This is a genomic window from Promicromonospora sp. NFX87, assembly GCF_048564965.1.
Lineage (GTDB): Bacteria > Actinomycetota > Actinomycetes > Actinomycetales > Cellulomonadaceae > Promicromonospora.
Map to the genome: position 1 here is coordinate 6,107,084 of NZ_CP183413.1, position 17,179 is coordinate 6,124,262.

General features: G+C 68.2%; 12 protein-coding genes. 2 read left to right on the top strand and 10 right to left on the bottom strand.

Going from position 1 to position 17,179, the window contains the following annotated elements:
- Positions 1-140: 140 nt before the first annotated feature.
- The 9 genes from ACNYC2_RS27305 to ACNYC2_RS27345 all read right to left on the bottom strand — a co-directional run bounded on the left by ACNYC2_RS27305 (position 141) and on the right by ACNYC2_RS27345 (position 10,658).
- Positions 141-1,007, bottom strand: a complete 867-nt coding sequence (locus ACNYC2_RS27305; RefSeq protein WP_419704755.1) for a carbohydrate ABC transporter permease — start codon at positions 1,005-1,007, stop codon at positions 141-143.
- Positions 1,004-1,900, bottom strand: coding sequence for a carbohydrate ABC transporter permease (locus tag ACNYC2_RS27310; RefSeq protein ID WP_419704756.1), 897 nt, complete (start codon positions 1,898-1,900; stop codon positions 1,004-1,006). Before ACNYC2_RS27310 ends, ACNYC2_RS27305 begins: the two co-directional genes overlap by 4 nt.
- Positions 1,901-1,920: 20 nt before the next feature.
- Entirely contained in the window at positions 1,921-3,324 is a 1,404-nt protein-coding gene (locus ACNYC2_RS27315; protein ID WP_419704757.1) for an ABC transporter substrate-binding protein, read from the bottom strand.
- A gap of 191 nt (positions 3,325-3,515) precedes the next feature.
- On the bottom strand, positions 3,516-3,965 hold the full coding sequence (gene rplI / locus ACNYC2_RS27320) for a 50S ribosomal protein L9 (protein WP_116673134.1): 450 nt from the start codon (positions 3,963-3,965) through the stop codon (positions 3,516-3,518).
- A gap of 17 nt (positions 3,966-3,982) precedes the next feature.
- Entirely contained in the window at positions 3,983-4,219 is a 237-nt protein-coding gene (rpsR, locus tag ACNYC2_RS27325) for a 30S ribosomal protein S18 (RefSeq protein WP_116673133.1), read from the bottom strand.
- A gap of 79 nt (positions 4,220-4,298) precedes the next feature.
- Complete coding sequence (locus ACNYC2_RS27330) at positions 4,299-4,850, bottom strand: single-stranded DNA-binding protein (RefSeq protein ID WP_116673132.1); 552 nt, start codon at positions 4,848-4,850, stop codon at positions 4,299-4,301.
- Between the two features lie 110 nt (positions 4,851-4,960).
- Positions 4,961-5,251 (bottom strand): 30S ribosomal protein S6, encoded by a 291-nt coding sequence (gene rpsF / locus ACNYC2_RS27335; RefSeq protein WP_207775488.1) that lies wholly within the window; start codon positions 5,249-5,251, stop codon positions 4,961-4,963.
- Between the two features lie 214 nt (positions 5,252-5,465).
- Positions 5,466-7,889 (bottom strand): transglycosylase domain-containing protein, encoded by a 2,424-nt coding sequence (locus ACNYC2_RS27340; protein WP_419704758.1) that lies wholly within the window; start codon positions 7,887-7,889, stop codon positions 5,466-5,468.
- A 330-nt stretch (positions 7,890-8,219) separates the two neighbouring features.
- On the bottom strand, positions 8,220-10,658 hold the full coding sequence (locus tag ACNYC2_RS27345) for a transglycosylase domain-containing protein (protein ID WP_419704759.1): 2,439 nt from the start codon (positions 10,656-10,658) through the stop codon (positions 8,220-8,222).
- A 462-nt stretch (positions 10,659-11,120) separates the two neighbouring features.
- On the opposite strand from ACNYC2_RS27345, the gene ACNYC2_RS27350 reads away from it, so the two are divergent.
- Together ACNYC2_RS27350 and ACNYC2_RS27355 are read left to right on the top strand one after the other, a co-directional pair.
- Positions 11,121-11,768, top strand: coding sequence for a PadR family transcriptional regulator (locus ACNYC2_RS27350; RefSeq protein ID WP_419704760.1), 648 nt, complete (start codon positions 11,121-11,123; stop codon positions 11,766-11,768).
- On the top strand, positions 11,765-12,856 hold the full coding sequence (locus ACNYC2_RS27355) for an inositol-3-phosphate synthase (RefSeq protein ID WP_419704761.1): 1,092 nt from the start codon (positions 11,765-11,767) through the stop codon (positions 12,854-12,856). The genes ACNYC2_RS27350 and ACNYC2_RS27355 overlap by 4 nt, the downstream gene beginning before the upstream one ends.
- A gap of 37 nt (positions 12,857-12,893) precedes the next feature.
- On the opposite strand, the gene ACNYC2_RS27360 is transcribed toward ACNYC2_RS27355, so the two are convergent.
- Entirely contained in the window at positions 12,894-17,006 is a 4,113-nt protein-coding gene (locus tag ACNYC2_RS27360; protein WP_419704762.1) for a carboxypeptidase regulatory-like domain-containing protein, read from the bottom strand.
- Positions 17,007-17,179 lie beyond the last annotated feature (173 nt).

Here is a 17,179-nt window from a genome sequence, read left to right on the forward strand (position 1 = left end):
TCTGGGGAACGCTCTATTGATCACAACTCAGTAAAACGGGGAAAGATCACCCGCCGACGCCGATCGGCGAAACTCATCAACCAAGCCGCGCATTCGAGCGCAGATGCGCCCCGCGGACCCGCCCGCGGTCGCCTCTGGCGCTAGCCCTTGTCCGCGCCGGCTGTCAGCCCTTCGGTGAGGGCACGCTCGGCCACGCCGTACAGGATCACGATCGGCACCGTGAGGAGCACGCTGCCCGCCATGAGCACCGTCTTCGACACCTCCTGGCCGTCGGCGAGCCGCGTCAGCCCGAGCGACACCGTCCACAGGTCCTGCTTGGCGGACAGGAACAGGAGCGCGAACAGGAACTCGTTCCAGGCGATCATGAACGAGTAAAGCGCCGTCGACATGATCGTGGGCATCGCCAGCGGCACGGTGATGCGCGTCAGGATCTGGAGGCGCGACGCGCCGTCGATCACCGCCGCCTCGTCTATCGACTCAGGGATGCCGACGAGGTAGTTGCGCAGCATGTGCACGGAGACCGGGACTGTCAGGGCGACGTACGCGATCGCCAACCCCACCAGGGACGACCCCAGCCCCAGCACCTGGAACCCAACGAACACCGGCACCGCGATGATGATCGTCGGGAACAGGTAGACGGCAAGGAACAGCCACGAGACCTGCGAGCGTCCCGCGAACCGCAGGCGCGTCAGCGCGTACGACGCCGGGACCACCAGCACGACGGTCAGCGCAGAGGCCCCGACCGCCACGATCGCCGAGTTGCGCATGAATCGCGCGAACCCGTACCCGCCGTCCTCCTCCGAGGCCAGGACCTCGCGATAGGTCTCGGTGGTGATCCGGTCGAGCGCCGGCAGCACGCGCAACGGGTCGCGCAGCAGGTCGTCGATGCGCACGAAGCTCAGGGCGAGCATGTAGACGAACGGCACCACGGTGGCCACGACGAGTCCGACGATCACTACTACCCGTAGTACCCGCAGCACCCTGGTCTGGACCGTCACCGCGCTCATCGCGCCTCCCTCTGCCTGGCCGTCAGGCGTAGGTAGATCGCCAGCGCCACGCCGAGGAACACGGCCATCACCGCGGCGGTGGCGCTGGCGCCCCCGATGTCGCTCGATCCGGTGAGCTGCTCGAACACCCGCACGGACGCCACCTGCGTGCCGGCCGCACCGCCGGTGAGCAGGTAGACGTCGTCGAACTCGTTGAACGCCATGACCATGCGGAACAGCACCAGCAGGGCGACAGTGGGCAGCAGCTGGGGCAGCACCACGAACCAGAACTTCTGCAGCGGTGTGGCGCCGTCGACCACTGCGGCCTCCTCGATCTCGCGGCTGAGGCCGGTCAGGGCCGCGCCGAGGAACATGAACGCGAACGGGAAGTAGCGCCAGATGTCGTAGACGATGACCGTGAGGAGCGCGGTGGGCGCGGACGAGAGAAAGTTGACCGGGTGCTCCCACCCGAGCACCTGGGTGCCGAACGCGTTCACCACGCCGTACTGCGGGTTCAGGGCCACCTGCCACACGAACGTGGTGGCCACGACCGGCGCGACATAGGGCAGCAGCATCACCGCACGCAGCGGCGCCCGGAAACGGAACCGGTCCCGGAACGCGAGCGCAGCCACCAGGCCCACCGTGATCGACCCGGCGGTGGTCGCGACCGAGTACTGGACAGTCGTGAGCAGCGCCTGCCAGAACGCCGGGGCCGCGAGGACATCGACGTAGTTGTCGAGCGTGAGCTCGTTGAACAGGCCGTTGCGGGCCACGTCCACGTAACGCGCGTCCTGGAAGGACAGCACCACCGTCCACACGATGGGGACGACGATGATCGCGGCCACCACCAGGACCACGGGCACGACGAGCGCGATCCCGTCCCGGTTCTCGGACCCCCGCAGCTTCGACGCCATCCCGCCCCCTCCGATGGGTCCTAGTCGCGGGACGCTATGTCGGCCACGGCGTCCTGCATGGCCGTCTGCGCCCCGGCGGCGTCGGTGGTGCCCGACCCGAGGTCGGCCGCGGCCTTGGCGAGCGGCAGCTCGCTCGTGATCGGGCCGAGGATCGCGCCCTGGCCCTGTGGCAGCGCCCAGCGGTCCGCGGACTCGGGTGCTGCGGCCAGCGTGTCGGTCACCTCAGTCGGCCAGACGTCGGAGAACGTCTTCTTGGCGTCGACGCCGATCTCCAGCTCGGACCAGGCGTCCGTGTACTCGGTGGGGTTGTCCGCGGTGCCGGTCCGCACGGGCACCTTGCCCTCCGGCGCCATCGCCAGCCAGTCCACGTACGCGTCGGACATCATGTACTCGACGAGGTCGGCGGTCTCGGGGTCCGCGCCGTCGGTGATGCCCCACGACACGAACTCCACGTACCCGGCGGCTTCGCCACCCGCTGACGGACCCTCGACCACGGGAACCACTCCGGTGTTCTCGGCGAGCCACCCCGGGTCGTCGCCGCACTCGTCGCACGACGGCGTGAACTCCTCCCGCAGCCCGGCCATCTCGTCGAGCAGGAACGACGACCACACGGTCATCGCCGCCTGCCCGGCGAAGTAGGTGGACCGGGAGGACTCGACGCCCTGGGTGCCGTCCGGCGAGAGGTCGCCGGCCAGGTCCGCGTAGAGCTCTATCGTCTCGGCGCACTGCGGGCTGTCGAGGGTCGCCGTGCCGGCGTCGTCGACGAGCTCGCAGCCGTTGCCCTGCGCCAGGAACTCCAGCGTCTGCTGCGTGAACGGGTCGGCCGCGTCGGTGGCCAGCGTGATGCCGTGCCGGCCCTCCGTCGTGAGCTCCTCGGCCGCCGCCCGCAGGTCGTCGTACGTGGTGGGCGGCTCCAGGCCCGCCTCCTCGAAGAGGTCGGTGCGGTAGTAGACCAGCATCGGCCAGGCGTCCGAGGGTACGGCGAGCAGCTCGTCGCCGTCGCTGGTCAGCTCGAGGGCCGACGGCGTGAACGTCTCCTCGCCGAGCGCCTCGACCACCTCGCCGGCGGCGTCGCGGTCGAGGTAGCCGTCGCGGTCGAAGGCCCGGACCAGCCCGGGGCTGATCGCGTTGACGACGTCCGGCATATCGTCACCGGACAGTGCCGCGGCGGACAGGAGCTGCGACACCTGATCCTCCTCGACCGGCACCAGGTCGGTCTCGATGCCGGACTGCTCGGACCAGGCGGCCATCGCCTCCTCCTGGATCGCCAGGCGTTCGGGCTGGGTCTCGACGGTCCAGACGGTGACCATGCCGTCGGACTCGGGGCCACCGCTACCGCAGGCGGCGAGCGTCAGGGCCATGGTGGCGGCCGTGGTAGCTGCGATCGTCAGGCGGACCGCAGCCGCCCGGTTCTGCCGGAACATGGCATCTCCTCGCCATCGAGTGAGTAGACCTGGCACCCAGGTTTAACCCATTGGCAAGAGATGTTCAAGGAATTGCCGTGAAATGTCGCTCGATGCGGCCCGGCGGCGCCGCACATGCGGAAGGCCCCGGCTCCCCACAGGGGAACCGGGGCCTTCCGATCGCGCGGTCAGACAGTCGACGGAGCGTCAGCTCAGTCGGCGACGACCTTCACACCGATCTTGGCCGACACCTCAGGGTGCAGGCGGATCGACACGGTGTAGTCGCCGGTCGTCTTGATGGACTGACCGATCTCGATCTTGCGCTTGTCGACGGACGGGCCGCCGGCGGCGGAGACCGCACCGGCGATGTCGGCCGTGGTCACCGCACCGAACAGGCGGCCACCAGGGCCGGCGTTCGCCGCGACGACGACAGGCTTCGCGGACAGCGAGGAGGCCAGGGCCTTCGCCTCGTCCAGCGATGCGATCTCGCGGCTCTTGCGGGCCTTACGGATCGCGTTGATGTCGGACTCGGCACCCTTGGTCCAAGGCGTCGCCAGCGAACGCGGGATGAGGAAGTTACGGGCGTACCCGTCCTTCACCTCGACCACGTCGCCGGGCTCGCCCAGGCCGGTCACCTCGTGGGTCAGGATCAGCTTTGCCATTGTTCTCGATCCCTTCCTCAGCGAGCCGTCGACGTGTACGGGAGAAGGGCCATCTCGCGGGCGTTCTTCACGGCCTTCGCGATCTGACGCTGCTCCTGCACGGAGACACCAGTGACACGACGCGCACGGATCTTTCCGCGGTCAGAGATGAACTTGCGCAGGAGCGCCGTGTCCTTGTAGTCGATGTTGTGGATCTTCGCCGACTTGAGCGGGTTGATCTTCTTCTTGGGCTTGCGCACCACAGGCTTTGCCATGGTGTTGCTCCTTTGTCAGGTGCTGCTCACCCGGCCTGGCGGGCCGTGCGAGCAAAAAGAATGAACGTGGGGATGTCGATCAGAACGGCGGGTCGTCCGAGAACGAACCACCGGACGACGCCGGGCCTGCCGTGGCCCACGGGTCGTCATTGCTCTGACCGCCACCGGAAGAACTGAATCCTCCACCGGAGCCGCCACCCTGCTGGGCACCGCCACCGTTGAAGCCACCGCCGCCACCGCCACCGAAACCGCCGCCACCACCGGACCGCTGGGCCCGGGTGACCTTGGCCGTGGCGTAGCGCAGGGACGGACCGATCTCGTCCACCTGCAGCTCGACGACGGTTCGCTTCTCGCCCTCACGGGTGTCGTAGGAGCGCTGGACCAGGCGACCCTGCGCGATGACGCGCGTGCCCTTGGTCAGCGACTCCGCGACGCTCTCCGCGGCCTCACGCCAGATCGAGCAGCGCATGAACAGGGTTTCCCCGTCCTTCCACTCGTTGCTCTGGCGGTCGAAGGTTCGCGGGGTCGACGCCACCGTGAAGTTGGCGACCGCAGCACCTGAAGGGGTGAAGCGCAGCTCAGGGTCCCCGGTAAGGTTCCCGATCACTGTGATGACAGTTTCACCAGCCATGCCAATTCCTCGATTCAGTCGACGTTCCGTACGCGATGTCCGGGCTCGCGGTGAATGCAACCACGAGACACTGACACTCGCGCGGGCGAAGAGGGGTCAGTTCGGACGACTCACTTGTCGCCGGTGCGCAGGATCTTGGTCCGGAGCACGACCTCGTTGAGGCCGAGCTGACGGTCCAGCTCCTTGGCGGTGGCAGACGTCGCGGTGAAGTCGACCACGGCGTAGATGCCCTCGGACTTCTTCTGAATCTCGAAGGCCAGACGGCGGCGCCCCCAGATGTCCACCTTGTCGACGGAGCCACCCTCGGTCGTGATGACCGACAGGTACTTGTCGAGCGACGGGGCAACGGTGCGCTCCTCGACCTCCGGGTCAAGGATCACCATCATTTCGTACTGACGCATGTGTATACCCACCTCCTCTGGTCTCAGCGGTCACGGTCGTTCCGTGACAGGAGGGTTCACAGCAAGGGCCAAGACTACCCGCCATGTGGGCGACGGCGGAATCGAACGGCCGAGAGTCCCCTCACACACGGGATCTCTGCGATCTCGGTACGGCCGAGGGGTCGCCTCCAGCAGGAGACGGCCCCTCGGTCACGGGATCCCGGGACGGCGAGCGCTAGCCGCCGCCACCGCCTCCTCCGCCGCCGTTGCCAGGGCCGCCACCCGTCGGTTCGCCGGTCGGGAAGCCGATGTCGCCCGGTCCGGACGAGACGATCACCTGCACCGGGCTACCGGCGGGCACCTCGGTGCCCTCGGTCGGGTTGACCTGCATGACCACGCCCTGCTCGACGTCCTCGGACGCCTGACGCTGGATGGCGGGCCGGAGCCCGGCGTTCTGGAGCTGGTTCCGGGCATTGTTCTCGTCGCCGCCGACCAGACCGCCCGGCACCCTCGCCATCTCCTCACCCGGTCCCCTCGAGACCTCGACCCGGATGCCCGTGCCACGACGGACCTCCTGACCCTCGTGCTGCACCGAGAGCACCATCCCGGCGGGCTGGTCGCTGTCGACCTCCACCAGTTGGGGGCTGAGGCCCAGCTCTGACAGCACCGCCGCGACGCCGTTGTACTGCTGCCCGACGAGCCCGACAGGCACCTGCACCTTGTCGTCCGGGGTGGGCGTCGGCGTGGGCGACGGCGTCGGCGTGGGCGAGGGGGACGGGAGCGGCGGCACGTAGTCCGGGAAGGGCACTACCTCCATGTCCCCGGTGATCTTCTTCATGTACTCGGTCCACGCCCAGACGGGCCACGTGCCACCGGTCAGGCTGCCGCCCGCCCACTCGCCGAACGGGGTGATCGGCGCCTGGCCCGTATCGTTCGGCTTCGACTGGTAGAGGCCGACGACCGTCGAGACCTGCGGGATGTAGCCGGCGAACCATGCGGACATGTTGCCGTTGGTGGAGCCGGTCTTGCCGGCGACCGGACGCGGGTTGCCGTCCGGGCCGAGGAGCTCCTGCGCCGGCTTGCCGGACCCCTCCTCGACCACCTTCTGCAGCGCGTAGGTGGCCTTGGTCATCACCTCGGGATCGATCATGTTCGGCTCCGGCGTGCCGGTCCACTTGTAGTGGACCGTCTCGCCGTCCTTCACGGAGTTGACCATGTGCGGCTTCGACCGGGTGCCCATGGCAGCGAACGTGGCGTAGGCCCCCGCCAGGTCGACGGCGCGCACCGTGGAGGTGCCCAGCACGTTGGACAGCTCGGCGTTCGTCGAGTCCTTGGGGATGCCGGCCCGAATCGCGACGTCCTGCGACTTCTTCGGCCCGATCTCCACGTTGAGCTGCGCGTAGACGGTGTTCACGGAGTTCGCGGTCGCGTCGATCAGGTCGATGTCGCCGAACGACTCGCCGCCCGGCTCGGTGCCGAAGTTGGTGAGCTCCTTCTCGGGCTCACCCGGACTGTCGGTCCAGCCCTCGATCTGCATCGGGCTGTTTCCCGTGTAGTACTCGTTGAGCTCGTGCCCGTCCTCGAGTGCGCCGATCAGGGTGAACGGCTTGAACGTGGAGCCGCCCTGCGCGAGGCCGTCAGTGGCGGCATTGAACTGCTTCTCCGCATAGTCCGCACCGCCGTACAGGGCGCGGATGGCGCCGTCCTTCGGGTCGACGGACACGATGGAGACGCCGAGCTCATCCGATGCGGCGCCCTCGCCCTTGTACGGGATGGTCCGCGCCGTCTCGACCGCGGCCTTCTGCCAGTACGAGTTGATAGTGGTGTGGATCTCATAGCCGCCCTTCATGAGATCTTCCTCGGTGATGTCCGAGTTCGCGGCAAGCTCCTTGCGGACCTCTTCGAGCAGGTACCCCACCTGTCCGGCGCGCGACACCGGCTTGTACTCGATCGGCTCGGGGAACGTGGCCGACTTGCGCTCCTCCTGGGTGATGAGGCCCTGCTCGGCCATGTTCCGCAGGACACGACCCCACTTCTCCTCGGCGACGGCGCGGGACCCCTCGCCGAAACGCGGGTCCCAGTACGACGGCGACGGGATGATCCCCACCAGCATCGCGGTCTCCGAGACGGTCAGCTCCGCAGCAGGCTTGTCGAAGTACGCCTTCGCGGCAGCCTCGAACCCATAGGCACCACGGCCCAGATAGATGCTGTTGACGTAGCCCTCGAGGATCTCGTCCTTCGACTTCTCCCGGTCCACCTTGACGGCCAGGATGATCTCGCGGAACTTGTCCGCGTAAGAGGTCTGGCCGGGCTCGAAATAGGTGTTCTCCACGTACTGCTGGGTCAGCGTCGACGCGCCCTGCCGGGTACCGCCGGTCACGTTGCTGACGAAGGCACGGACGATGCCCAGGGGATCGACGCCGAAGTGGTTCCTGAAGTTCTGGTCCTCCGAGGCGAGCACTGCCGCGGGTATGTGCGGCGGCAGCTCGTCGAGGGTCCGGATCGTGCGGTCCACCGCCGCGAACGTACCCATCACGCGGTTGTTCGCGTAGTAGACGGTAGTGGTCTCCGAACCGATGGCGGCGTTCTCCTCGGGGATCGGGGTGCCGATCCACCCGGCCACGAAAACGCCCACCACGAGCGATATACCGGTCAGCATGGTGCCGACCACAACTCGCCACGACGGGACCCAGGCGCGGATCCCCGTGCGGTACGGCCGCGGGTAGTTCCAGACACCTCGCCGTCGTCGGGGAGTTTGCGGCCAGATCGGAGATGGACTCCTGTTCGCCACGTCTTCCTCGTTCCTCGTATCGGTCCAGTGATCGCACTGGGCCGAGGAAACGATAGAGGATCGATGTTCGCGGCAAGTAGTACAAACGCGGTTTCTCTGTGTGCGCACCGTGTTCAAGCAGTGGCACCAACCGCATTTCACCCGGTCCGACGACGGGCTCGGCCGGCGCCGGCCGAGCCCGTCCCCACAGGTCGCGAGCTACCCGAAGATCCCGCCTCCGTCGCCGCTGGACGGATCGTCGGACGGGTCCCCGCCGCCCTCCGGAGGCCCGGTCGAGACGACGAGCGTCACCTCGCTGCCCACCGGCACCTCCGCCCCCTCCTCGGGGTTGACCGAGATCACCCGGCCCTCAGGCACGGTGTCGGACGGCTGCTCCTGGACGACCGGCGTCAGCTCCGCAGCCCGTAGCTGTCCCTCTGCCGATCCCTGATTCTGGCCCGTCAGGCCGAAGGGCACCGTGGTGGTCTCCTCCTCGGCGGCGGACCCGTTCGAGACCTGGACCTGGATGGTCGTGCCGACCTCGACCTCCTGACCCGCCTGAGCCACTGCGAGCACGGTGCCAGCCGGCTGGTCGCTGTCGACCTCCACCTGCGCGGGCACGAGCTCCAGACCGGCGAGCGCCGAGGCGGCGTTGGGGTACTGCTCACCGACGAGGTTGTCGGGTACGACGACCATCTCTGTCTCCGGCTCCTCCGACTGGGTGGCCGAGGGAGAGGACGACGGCGATGGTTCCGGTTCCGGGGCGGGCGGCACGTACTCCGGGAAGGGCTCGATCTCCATGCCCGCGGTCGCCTTGTTCATGTAGGCGGTCCATGCCTTGGCGGGCCAGGAGCCACCGGTCATCCACTCGTAGCCGCCGAACGGCTGGACCTGCTCGTAGGTGTTCTTCTCGATGTCGTACTGGTACAGGCCGACCACCGTGGTGAGCTGCGGCACGAAGCCGGCGAACCACGCCGACTCGGTCTGCTGCGACGAGCCCGTCTTGCCCGCCGCCGGGCGGCGGGTCACGCCGTCGGGGCCTACGAGCTTCTGCGCTTCTATGCCGGACCCCTCCTCGACCACCTTCTCCAGCGCGTACGTCGTGGCGGCCATCACGTCTGCGTCGAACACCTGCTCGCGGGTGCTGTCACCCTTGTCGACGACCTCGTCGCCTCTTTTCACCTCGGTCACCAGGTGCGGCGTGGTGCGGTAACCCTGCGCGGCGATCGTCGAGTAGGCGTGGGCGAGGTCGACGTTGGTGACGTAGTCCGTGCCGAGCACGTTCGCCAGGTTGTTCCTGATGACGCAGCAGTCGTTCGTCTCTTCGTTGTCGTCGGGTCGTGGGATGCCCAGGTCGTAGGCGACCTGAGCCGTCTTGTCCGGCCCGATCTCCTTGTTGAGCTGGCCGTACACCACGTTGACCGACTGCGCCGTCGCGTCCGCGAGGTCGATCCACCCGTACGACTTGTTGTCGAAGTTGCTCAGCGGGACGTCCGGGCCGTCGGGTTCGGTCTTCCAGCCCTCGATGGTCATGCCGTCCGTGCTGTCGTACTTCTTGGTGAGCGGGATGTCCTCCCGCAGCGCGCCGATCAGCGTGAAGGGCTTGAAGGTCGACGCGCCCTGCGCCCGGAACGTCGCGGCGTTGGTCGGGTAGTCCGAGTAGTTCGGTCCGCCGTACATCGCCTTGATCTCGCCGGTCTGCGGGTCGATCGACGTCAGTGACGCACGGGTGGAGTCGTCCGCGTCGTCGGGCAGCTCCATCGTCTCGTAGGCGGCGGCCTGCATCTTGCGGTCGATCGACGTGTGGATCTCGTAGCCGCGCTTCGTCAGCTGGTCCTCGGAGATGCCGGGGCCCACGGGAGCCGGCTGGGCGAGCTCTCTCGCCACCTGCTCCAGCAGGTAGGCGGTCCGGCTGTCGCCCGAGCCCTGCTTGTACTCCTGGAGCTCCGGGAACTGCGCGCTGTTCCGTTCCTCCTTGGTGATGTAACCGTTCTCCAGCATCAGGTTCAGGGTGCGGTTCCAACGGATCTCAGCCTGCTTCTGCGCGCCCTCACCCTGACGGGGATCCCAGTAGGTCGGGTTCGGGACGATGCCCGCGAGGAAGGCCGCCTGGGAGATGGTCATCTCCTTGGCCGAGTGCCCGAAGTACGCCTTGGACGCCGCCTCGACACCGTAGGCGCCTCTGCCCAGGTAGATCGTGTTGAGATACCCCTCGAGGATCTGGTCCTTCGACTTGTCCCGGTCAACCTTCAGCGCCAGCACCAGCTCGCGAAGCTTGTCGGCGTAGCTCGACTGGCCGGCCACGTAGTAGGTGTTCTCGACGTACTGCTGCGTCAGCGTGGAGGCGCCCTGCCGCGCACCGCCGGTGAAGTTGTTGACCGCCGCGCGGACGATGCCCAAGAGGTCGATACCCGGGTGGCTCTCGAACTTCGAGTCCTCCGACGAGATCACCGCCTGCCCGATGTACGGCGGGAGGTCGGACAGCGACAGGATCGTGCGGTCCTGGGCCGCGAACTTTCCGATGGGCGTGCCGTCGGAGTAGTACACGGTGGTGGTCTCCGACCCGACGTCCGGGTTCTCGGCCGGCACCTCCCACCCGAGCCATCCAGCCACGAGGACGCCGGCCACGAGCGACGTGCCCGTCAGGAAGGTGCCCACGACGACCCGCCACGACGGGATCCACGCGCGGAGCCCGGTGCGGTAAGGGCGGGGGTAGTTCCAGATTCCCTGCCGCCGTCGGGGAGTGTGCGGCCAGATCGGAGGGGGACTCCAGTTGGACACGTCAGCCTCTTCCTCGGTTCGACTTGCGCCCGTCGCCTGCGATCGACACTTGCCACGGCGGACAAACCGAAACCATAGGGGATCACCCGCCTGCCCTAATAGCCCGAAACTGCTCCCCGGACCCGCGCGCGGACACTTCCCCCAGGGTCAGCCCAGTCCGTCTGCCCCTGCTTCACATTTCATCCACTAACGAATCGGCGGGGTGCGGCCCCGGAGCGGCGGATTGCGGACCGCCATCCGCGTGCTTATTCTCTCGATGTATCGACTCGATACATCGAGTCGTCGACCGGAAAGTGGATCCGACCGGAAGATCGGGTCGAGCTCGGGAAGGAGGCCGCCGTGCGCAGTCGGTCCGACGTGCTGGAGACCGCGGTCCTCGGCCTGCTCAACGAGTCCCCGCTGCACGGGTACGAGCTCCGTAAGCGCCTCAATCTTGTGCTCGGCTCGTTCCGCGCCTTCTCCTACGGCACGCTCTACCCGGCCCTCAAGGCCCTGGTCACGCGCGGTCTGATCGCGACGACGGAGAGCGACCCGCCGCCGGCCCCACCACGCAGGACCAAGCCGGTGATACCCGGCCGCACCACCAAGCCCAAACCTCTCGGCCGGCGCCGCGTCGTCTACGAGCTGACCGCCGAGGGCAAGGAGCACCTCCAGACCGTCCTGGCCACCGCCGGCCCCGCGGCCTGGGAGGACGACAACTTCGACGTTCGGTTCGCGCTCTTCGCGCAGACCGACGCCGAGACCCGCCTCCGTGTCCTCGAAGGTCGGCGCACCCGGCTGACCGAGCGGCTGGAGGCGTACCGCCAGGCTGCGGCGCACCCGCGTTCGCGGCTCGACGAATACGCACTCGAGCTCCAGCGGTTCGGGCTCGAGAAGGTCGAGCGCGAAGTGCACTGGCTCGACAGCCTCATCTCCACGGAACGGGGTCGTGCTGCGGCGCCGCCCCGCCCATCGCAGCAAGACCAAACGAAGAAGGAGCGAGGATGACCTCCATCCGCGTGGGCATCGTCGGCGTAGGAAACTGCGCCTCGTCCCTGGTCCAGGGCGTGCACTACTACCGTGACGCCGACCCGGCGAGTACCGTCCCGGGCCTCATGCACGTGCAGTTCGGCGACTACCACGTGTCGGACCTCGAGTTCGTCGCGGCATTCGACGTCGACGCGAAGAAGGTCGGCTTCGACCTGGCCGAGGCCATCAACGCGTCGGAGAACAACACCATCAAGATCGCGGACGTACCGCCCACCGGCGTGACGGTCCAGCGTGGCCCCACGCTCGACGGCCTCGGTGACTACTACCGCGCCACGATCGACGAGTCCACGAAGGACGCCGTCGACGTCGTGGCAACGCTGCGCGAGGCGCGGGTCGACGTGCTGGTCTGCTACCTGCCGGTGGGTTCTGAGGAGGCCGCCAAGTTCTACGCGCAGTGCGCGATCGACGCGGGCGTCGCCTTCGTGAACGCCCTTCCGGTCTTCATCGCGTCCGACCCCGCGTGGGCCAAGAAGTTCGAGGACGCCGGCGTGCCGATCGTCGGCGACGACATCAAGTCCCAGGTCGGCGCGACGATCACGCACCGCGTGCTGGCCAAGCTGTTCGAGGACCGCGGCGTCGTCCTGGACCGCACCTACCAGCTGAACGTCGGCGGCAACATGGACTTCAAGAACATGCTGCAGCGTGACCGTCTGGAGTCGAAGAAGCTCTCCAAGACGCAGGCCGTGACGTCCAACCTGACGGGCGCGCTGGCCGGCAAGAAGGAGGACCGGAACGTACACATCGGTCCGTCGGACTACGTGGCGTGGCTCGACGACCGCAAGTGGGCGTACGTGCGGCTCGAGGGCCGCGCGTTCGGCGAGGTGCCGCTCAGCCTGGAGTACAAGCTCGAGGTGTGGGACTCCCCGAACTCGGCGGGCATCATCATCGACGCGGTGCGCGCGGCGAAGATCGCGAAGGACCGCGGCGTCGGCGGCCCGATCCTGTCCGCGGCCACGTACTTCATGAAGTCGCCGCCCGTGCAGATGGAGGACACCGCCGGCCGCGCCCAGCTGGAGGCCTTCATCCGCGGCGACATCGAACGCTGACCCGGTAGAACAATCCGCGCTACTTCACGGACCTGGGTTACTTGAGCGGGTCCAGCTCGAAGTCGGTCACGACGTTCGTGCCCGCCGTCACCTTCGCGGAGCCGACCTGCGGGACGTACCCGTTGGCCGTCGCGATGATCTGAGCGGTGCGCTCAGACTTGTCGAACCAGTACTCGTACTTGCCGTCGGCCCCGGTGACCAGGGTGACCGTCGAGAAGCGGCCGTTGAGCTGGACCACCGAGTCCCCGAGCGACACGACGCCGTCGGGCGTGAAGCCGCCCACGGTGCCGGAGAGCTTGCCCCAGCTCTTCGGCGGGTTGATCTTCATGGACACGTCCACCGACGGGGCGTCGTAGGGCGTCTCGGCGTCGGCGACGATCGAGCCGGTGAACGTACCCGGCTGGGCTACCACACCGTTCAGGGCCGCGGTGATGGTCTTGCTCTGGCCCGGTGCGAGCGTGAACTCGGCAGGGGTCGTCGTCACCCAGTCCATGCTGCCGCCGCCGGCGGTGTCACCGGAGACGTTCATGACGATGTGCATGTCGGGCCAGCCGATGGAGTCCGTCGTCGCGGGCTCCGGGAGCGCGCAGTCGGTGGCCGAGAGGTACGACGGCGCACTCTGCCCCGCACCGTTGGACCCGATGTAGAAGACACCACCGTTGGCCTGCTGGTTGGCCGAGACGATCTCGACGACGAGCGTGGAGCCGGCCGGCACCTCGCCCTCCACGGGCACCGAGATCATCGTCAGGGTCGAGGCCGGGATGGCGATGTCAGCCGTCCCGATCTGCGTCAGGTTGGCGAACGTGAGGGCGCCCTCCAGGGTGTGGAGCTTGACGGTCAGGGTCTGCGCCGTCGCCTGCTCCACCCCGAAGGAGACCTCCGAGACGTCGAAGTCACCGTCGATGCCGAAGTCGCTCAGCGTGAACGTCCGGAAGAAGTGGTTCTCCGTCGTCCCCGCCAGGCCACCGCACGAGGCCGAGCTGAGCTCGGCGATCTCCTGCGACGTCGAGTGGGTGATGGTCGTGGCGTTCGGCGAAACCGGGATGGACTCCGGCGTCACGACCTTGCCCGTGGTCCCCTTGCCCGCGGCCTGGAGCCGCGTACCCGAGGTACCGAGCGACCCGCCGGCCTTGGCCGACGGCTTCGTGGACTTGGCGACGGTCGCCTCGCCCTGCGGGTGCTGGATGACGGCGGCGCCCTCGGCACCCAGGATGTCGAAGCCGCCACCGGTGCCGACCAGCTCGACGTCGGCCGGCGCGGTGCCCTCGTTCTTCACCGTGAACCGCTTGGTCGTGGAGCTGCCCAGCGGGAGCGTGGCGCTGATCGAACCGGTGCTCACGGCGAGCTTGCCCGCGGCGAGCGCCGCGTCGAACGTGCCGGTGCCCTCCGGTTCGAGGGTGACGGTGCCCGACTCGGACTCGTAGTCCGGTGCCGTGACCTCAACGGTGTAGTCGCCGGGCAGGGCGATGGCCGAGTAGGTGCCGTCCTCCTCCGTGGTGGCGGTGCGGGTGACGCCCTCGGCGGTCGCCGTGACGGTCGCGTCCTCGACGGGATCACCCGTGTTGAGGTCGGTGACGGTGCCCTCGAGGAACGCGAGGACCGGCGCCGTGTAGGTGATGGTCAGCCCCGAGGAGATCGCGGCGGTGTTGTTGGAGTACTGCATGCCGACGGTGCCGTTGGCGTTCTCGATACCGATCGACGCCGAGTTGCCCTTGGCGGTGTCGGTGTCCGTCACGTCGCCGTAGCCGAAGATCGCGGTGCCGTCGGCGACGAGGGTGACCGAGAAGTTGAGCCGGTCGGAGGCGGGGCTGTACTTGCGCACGTTGCGCCACTCGAGGACGAACGCGTCCTCGCCGTCGACCGTCGTCGTGCCCGTGTAGAGGCCCGAGTCGGCGTCGATGAGCAGGTCGTCCCAGAAGGGGTACAGGGCGGCGTTGGGTGCCGCGCTGCTCGGGATGGGACCGTTCGCGTAGCTCGTCGTGGCGGCCAGGAAGTTCAGGTGGCCGTTGGACGTGATGAACGCGGTGTCGTAGCTCTCGCCGTAGAAGGGGAAGGCGAAGGGCAGGTCGAGCGAGATCTGCGCGTCGTCGCCGGTGAGCGAGGACTTGGTGTCGCCCTGCAGGTAGTCGCCGGTCGACGTGGCGCAGGAGTAGCCGAAGTCGTCGGTCACCGCGGTGATCTCGACGGGCACGTCCTTCGCGCCGTCGACCACGACGTCGGCCTCGTAGGTGGAGGCGCAGCCGCCCATCTCGACGGTCAGCGGGTAGGTGCCCTCGGGGACGTCGGCGAAGGCGAAGGTGCCGTCCGCGCCGGTGGTGGTGTCCTCGAAGTGGCTGCCGAGGCTGACCGGTGCGCCCACGACCGGGTCGCCCGACCCGGCGAAGGTGACGGTACCCGTCACGGCGTGCGACGGGGCGGCCTCGAGCGTGATCGGCACGTCGACGGTGCCGTCCTCGGTGACGGCCGCGGGGGCCGGCGTCGAGGGCAGGAACCCGAAGGCGGACGCGGACACCGCGTAGTCACCGGTGGCGACGCGCGCGCTGAAGGTGCCGTCCTCGTCGGTGCTGACGGTGCGGTCGCGCTCGCCGTCGACCGTGACGTCGGCCCCGGCGATCGGGGTGCCGTCGGCGTCGGTCACGGTGCCGTTGACGTAGCCGGTAGCGCCGATCGGGGCGGCGTCGATGAGTGCGGCGACGTCGAGCTTGCCCTCGCCCCACACGTTGTTGTCGTCGGCGGTGCCGCCGCAGGTGGTGTCGTTCGTGTCGACGGCGGACTCGTCGAGCAGGGCCTGCGTGCCCTCGATGTCACCGATGAGGGCGGGGGCCGCGCTCCACAGCAGCGCCACCGCGCCCGCGAGGTGCGGGGCAGCCATGGACGTGCCGTTGAAGGCGGCGTAGCCGTCACCGGGGACCGAGGAGCGCACGTTCACGCCGGGGGCCGCGATGTTGGGCTTGACCAGGCCGTCCTCGCCGGCGCCGCGGGACGAGAAGCCGGCGATGGCGCCGTTCACGTCGAACGCGCCGACCGAGTAGGAGCCGGTGTTGGCGCCGGGGGACGACGTCGTCGTGCAGCCCGGGCCGGAGTTGCCTGCGGACCAGGTGCCGAAGATGCCTGCGGCCTCCCAGGCCGCGGTGGTGTCGGTGTACCAGTCGTCGATGCTGCCCGCGGCGGTGAGGCCCCACGAGTTGTTGACGACGTTGGGCCGCTTCGACGGGTCGGGGTCGCTGCCGTCCGTCTTGGTCGGGGCGACTATCCACTGCCCGGACGAGAGCAGGGCGGCGTCCGAGCAGCTGTCGCAGCCGTTCGTGGCGATCCATTCGGCGCCGGGAGCGACACCGATCTGGTTGCCGTTGCCGTCGTCGCCGACCATGGTGCCGATGGTGTGCGTGCCGTGGCCGTTGTCGTCGAACGGCAGCTCGGCCGAGCCGGAGGTGTCCTGCCAGTTGTAGTCGTTCACGACCGTGCCGTCGGCCTGCTTGCCGCGGTACTGGTCGGCCAGGGCCGGGTGGTCGTACTGCGCGCCGGTGTCGATGTTCGACACGGTGATGCCCTCACCCGTGTAGCCCATCTCCCAGACCTCGGGCGCGTTGATGGCGTCCAGGCCCCACTCGACGGCAAGGGTGCCCTTGTCGCTGACGTCGGTCCGCTTGACCGGCTCGACCAGGTTCAGCTGCACCGTCTCGCTGATCCGCTGGACCTCGCCGCTCTTCGCGAGCTTGTCGGCCAGCGCCAGCGTGCCGTCCTGGACGAGGATCCGGTTGCTGATCCAGTAGCTCTCGTAGTCGGCGCCGGCGGCGTCGAGCTGCTTGATCAGGCTCGCCTGGGACGCCTCGGCGGTGCTGGTGAGAGCGTCGTAGACCCGCTGCCCCCGCTCGTCCCAGTTCGTGATGCCCCGGGCGTCGGTCAGGTCCGCCTCGTCGGCCATCTCGACCCAGAAGTCGGCGGTCTTGCGCTCCGCCAGCATCTCCCTCGCGAAGTCGGTGAACTTGTCTTCGGGGTCGGCCGCCACGGCCTTCGTGGTTGTCGCCGCTGTGGCCGGGGACGTTCCTGCGAACGCCACCGGGGCGACGCTCAGCGCTGATGTCGCGACGAGCGCGAGAACCGCTGTGGCGGTTGTCGAGCTCCGTGCGAGAGCAGTTCGACGATGCATGAACCCTCCATTACCCGGCGCATCCACGACTCCGGATGCGCTTGGACGGACCACGGTCGTGGGCCATCCCTAACCGTTGTTTGCGCAGGTCAGGGCAACAAGGTTCGTTCACGGTCAGGTGTCGGTCATTTCTCGGTCAAAACACGGTCGGGAGTGGGGTGGCCGCTCGTGTC

Coding starts and splice junctions, on each gene's coding strand:
- ACNYC2_RS27305 (WP_419704755.1), bottom strand. CDS start 1,007: ATGAGCGCGGTGACGGTCCAGACCAGGGTGCTGCGGGTACTACGGGTA.
- ACNYC2_RS27310 (WP_419704756.1), bottom strand. CDS start 1,900: ATGGCGTCGAAGCTGCGGGGGTCCGAGAACCGGGACGGGATCGCGCTC.
- ACNYC2_RS27315 (WP_419704757.1), bottom strand. CDS start 3,324: ATGTTCCGGCAGAACCGGGCGGCTGCGGTCCGCCTGACGATCGCAGCT.
- rplI (WP_116673134.1), bottom strand. CDS start 3,965: ATGGCAAAGCTGATCCTGACCCACGAGGTGACCGGCCTGGGCGAGCCC.
- rpsR (WP_116673133.1), bottom strand. CDS start 4,219: ATGGCAAAGCCTGTGGTGCGCAAGCCCAAGAAGAAGATCAACCCGCTC.
- ACNYC2_RS27330 (WP_116673132.1), bottom strand. CDS start 4,850: ATGGCTGGTGAAACTGTCATCACAGTGATCGGGAACCTTACCGGGGAC.
- rpsF (WP_207775488.1), bottom strand. CDS start 5,251: ATGCGTCAGTACGAAATGATGGTGATCCTTGACCCGGAGGTCGAGGAG.
- ACNYC2_RS27340 (WP_419704758.1), bottom strand. CDS start 7,889: ATGCTGACCGGTATATCGCTCGTGGTGGGCGTTTTCGTGGCCGGGTGG.
- ACNYC2_RS27355 (WP_419704761.1), top strand. CDS start 11,765: ATGACCTCCATCCGCGTGGGCATCGTCGGCGTAGGAAACTGCGCCTCG.
- ACNYC2_RS27360 (WP_419704762.1), bottom strand. CDS start 17,006: ATGCATCGTCGAACTGCTCTCGCACGGAGCTCGACAACCGCCACAGCG.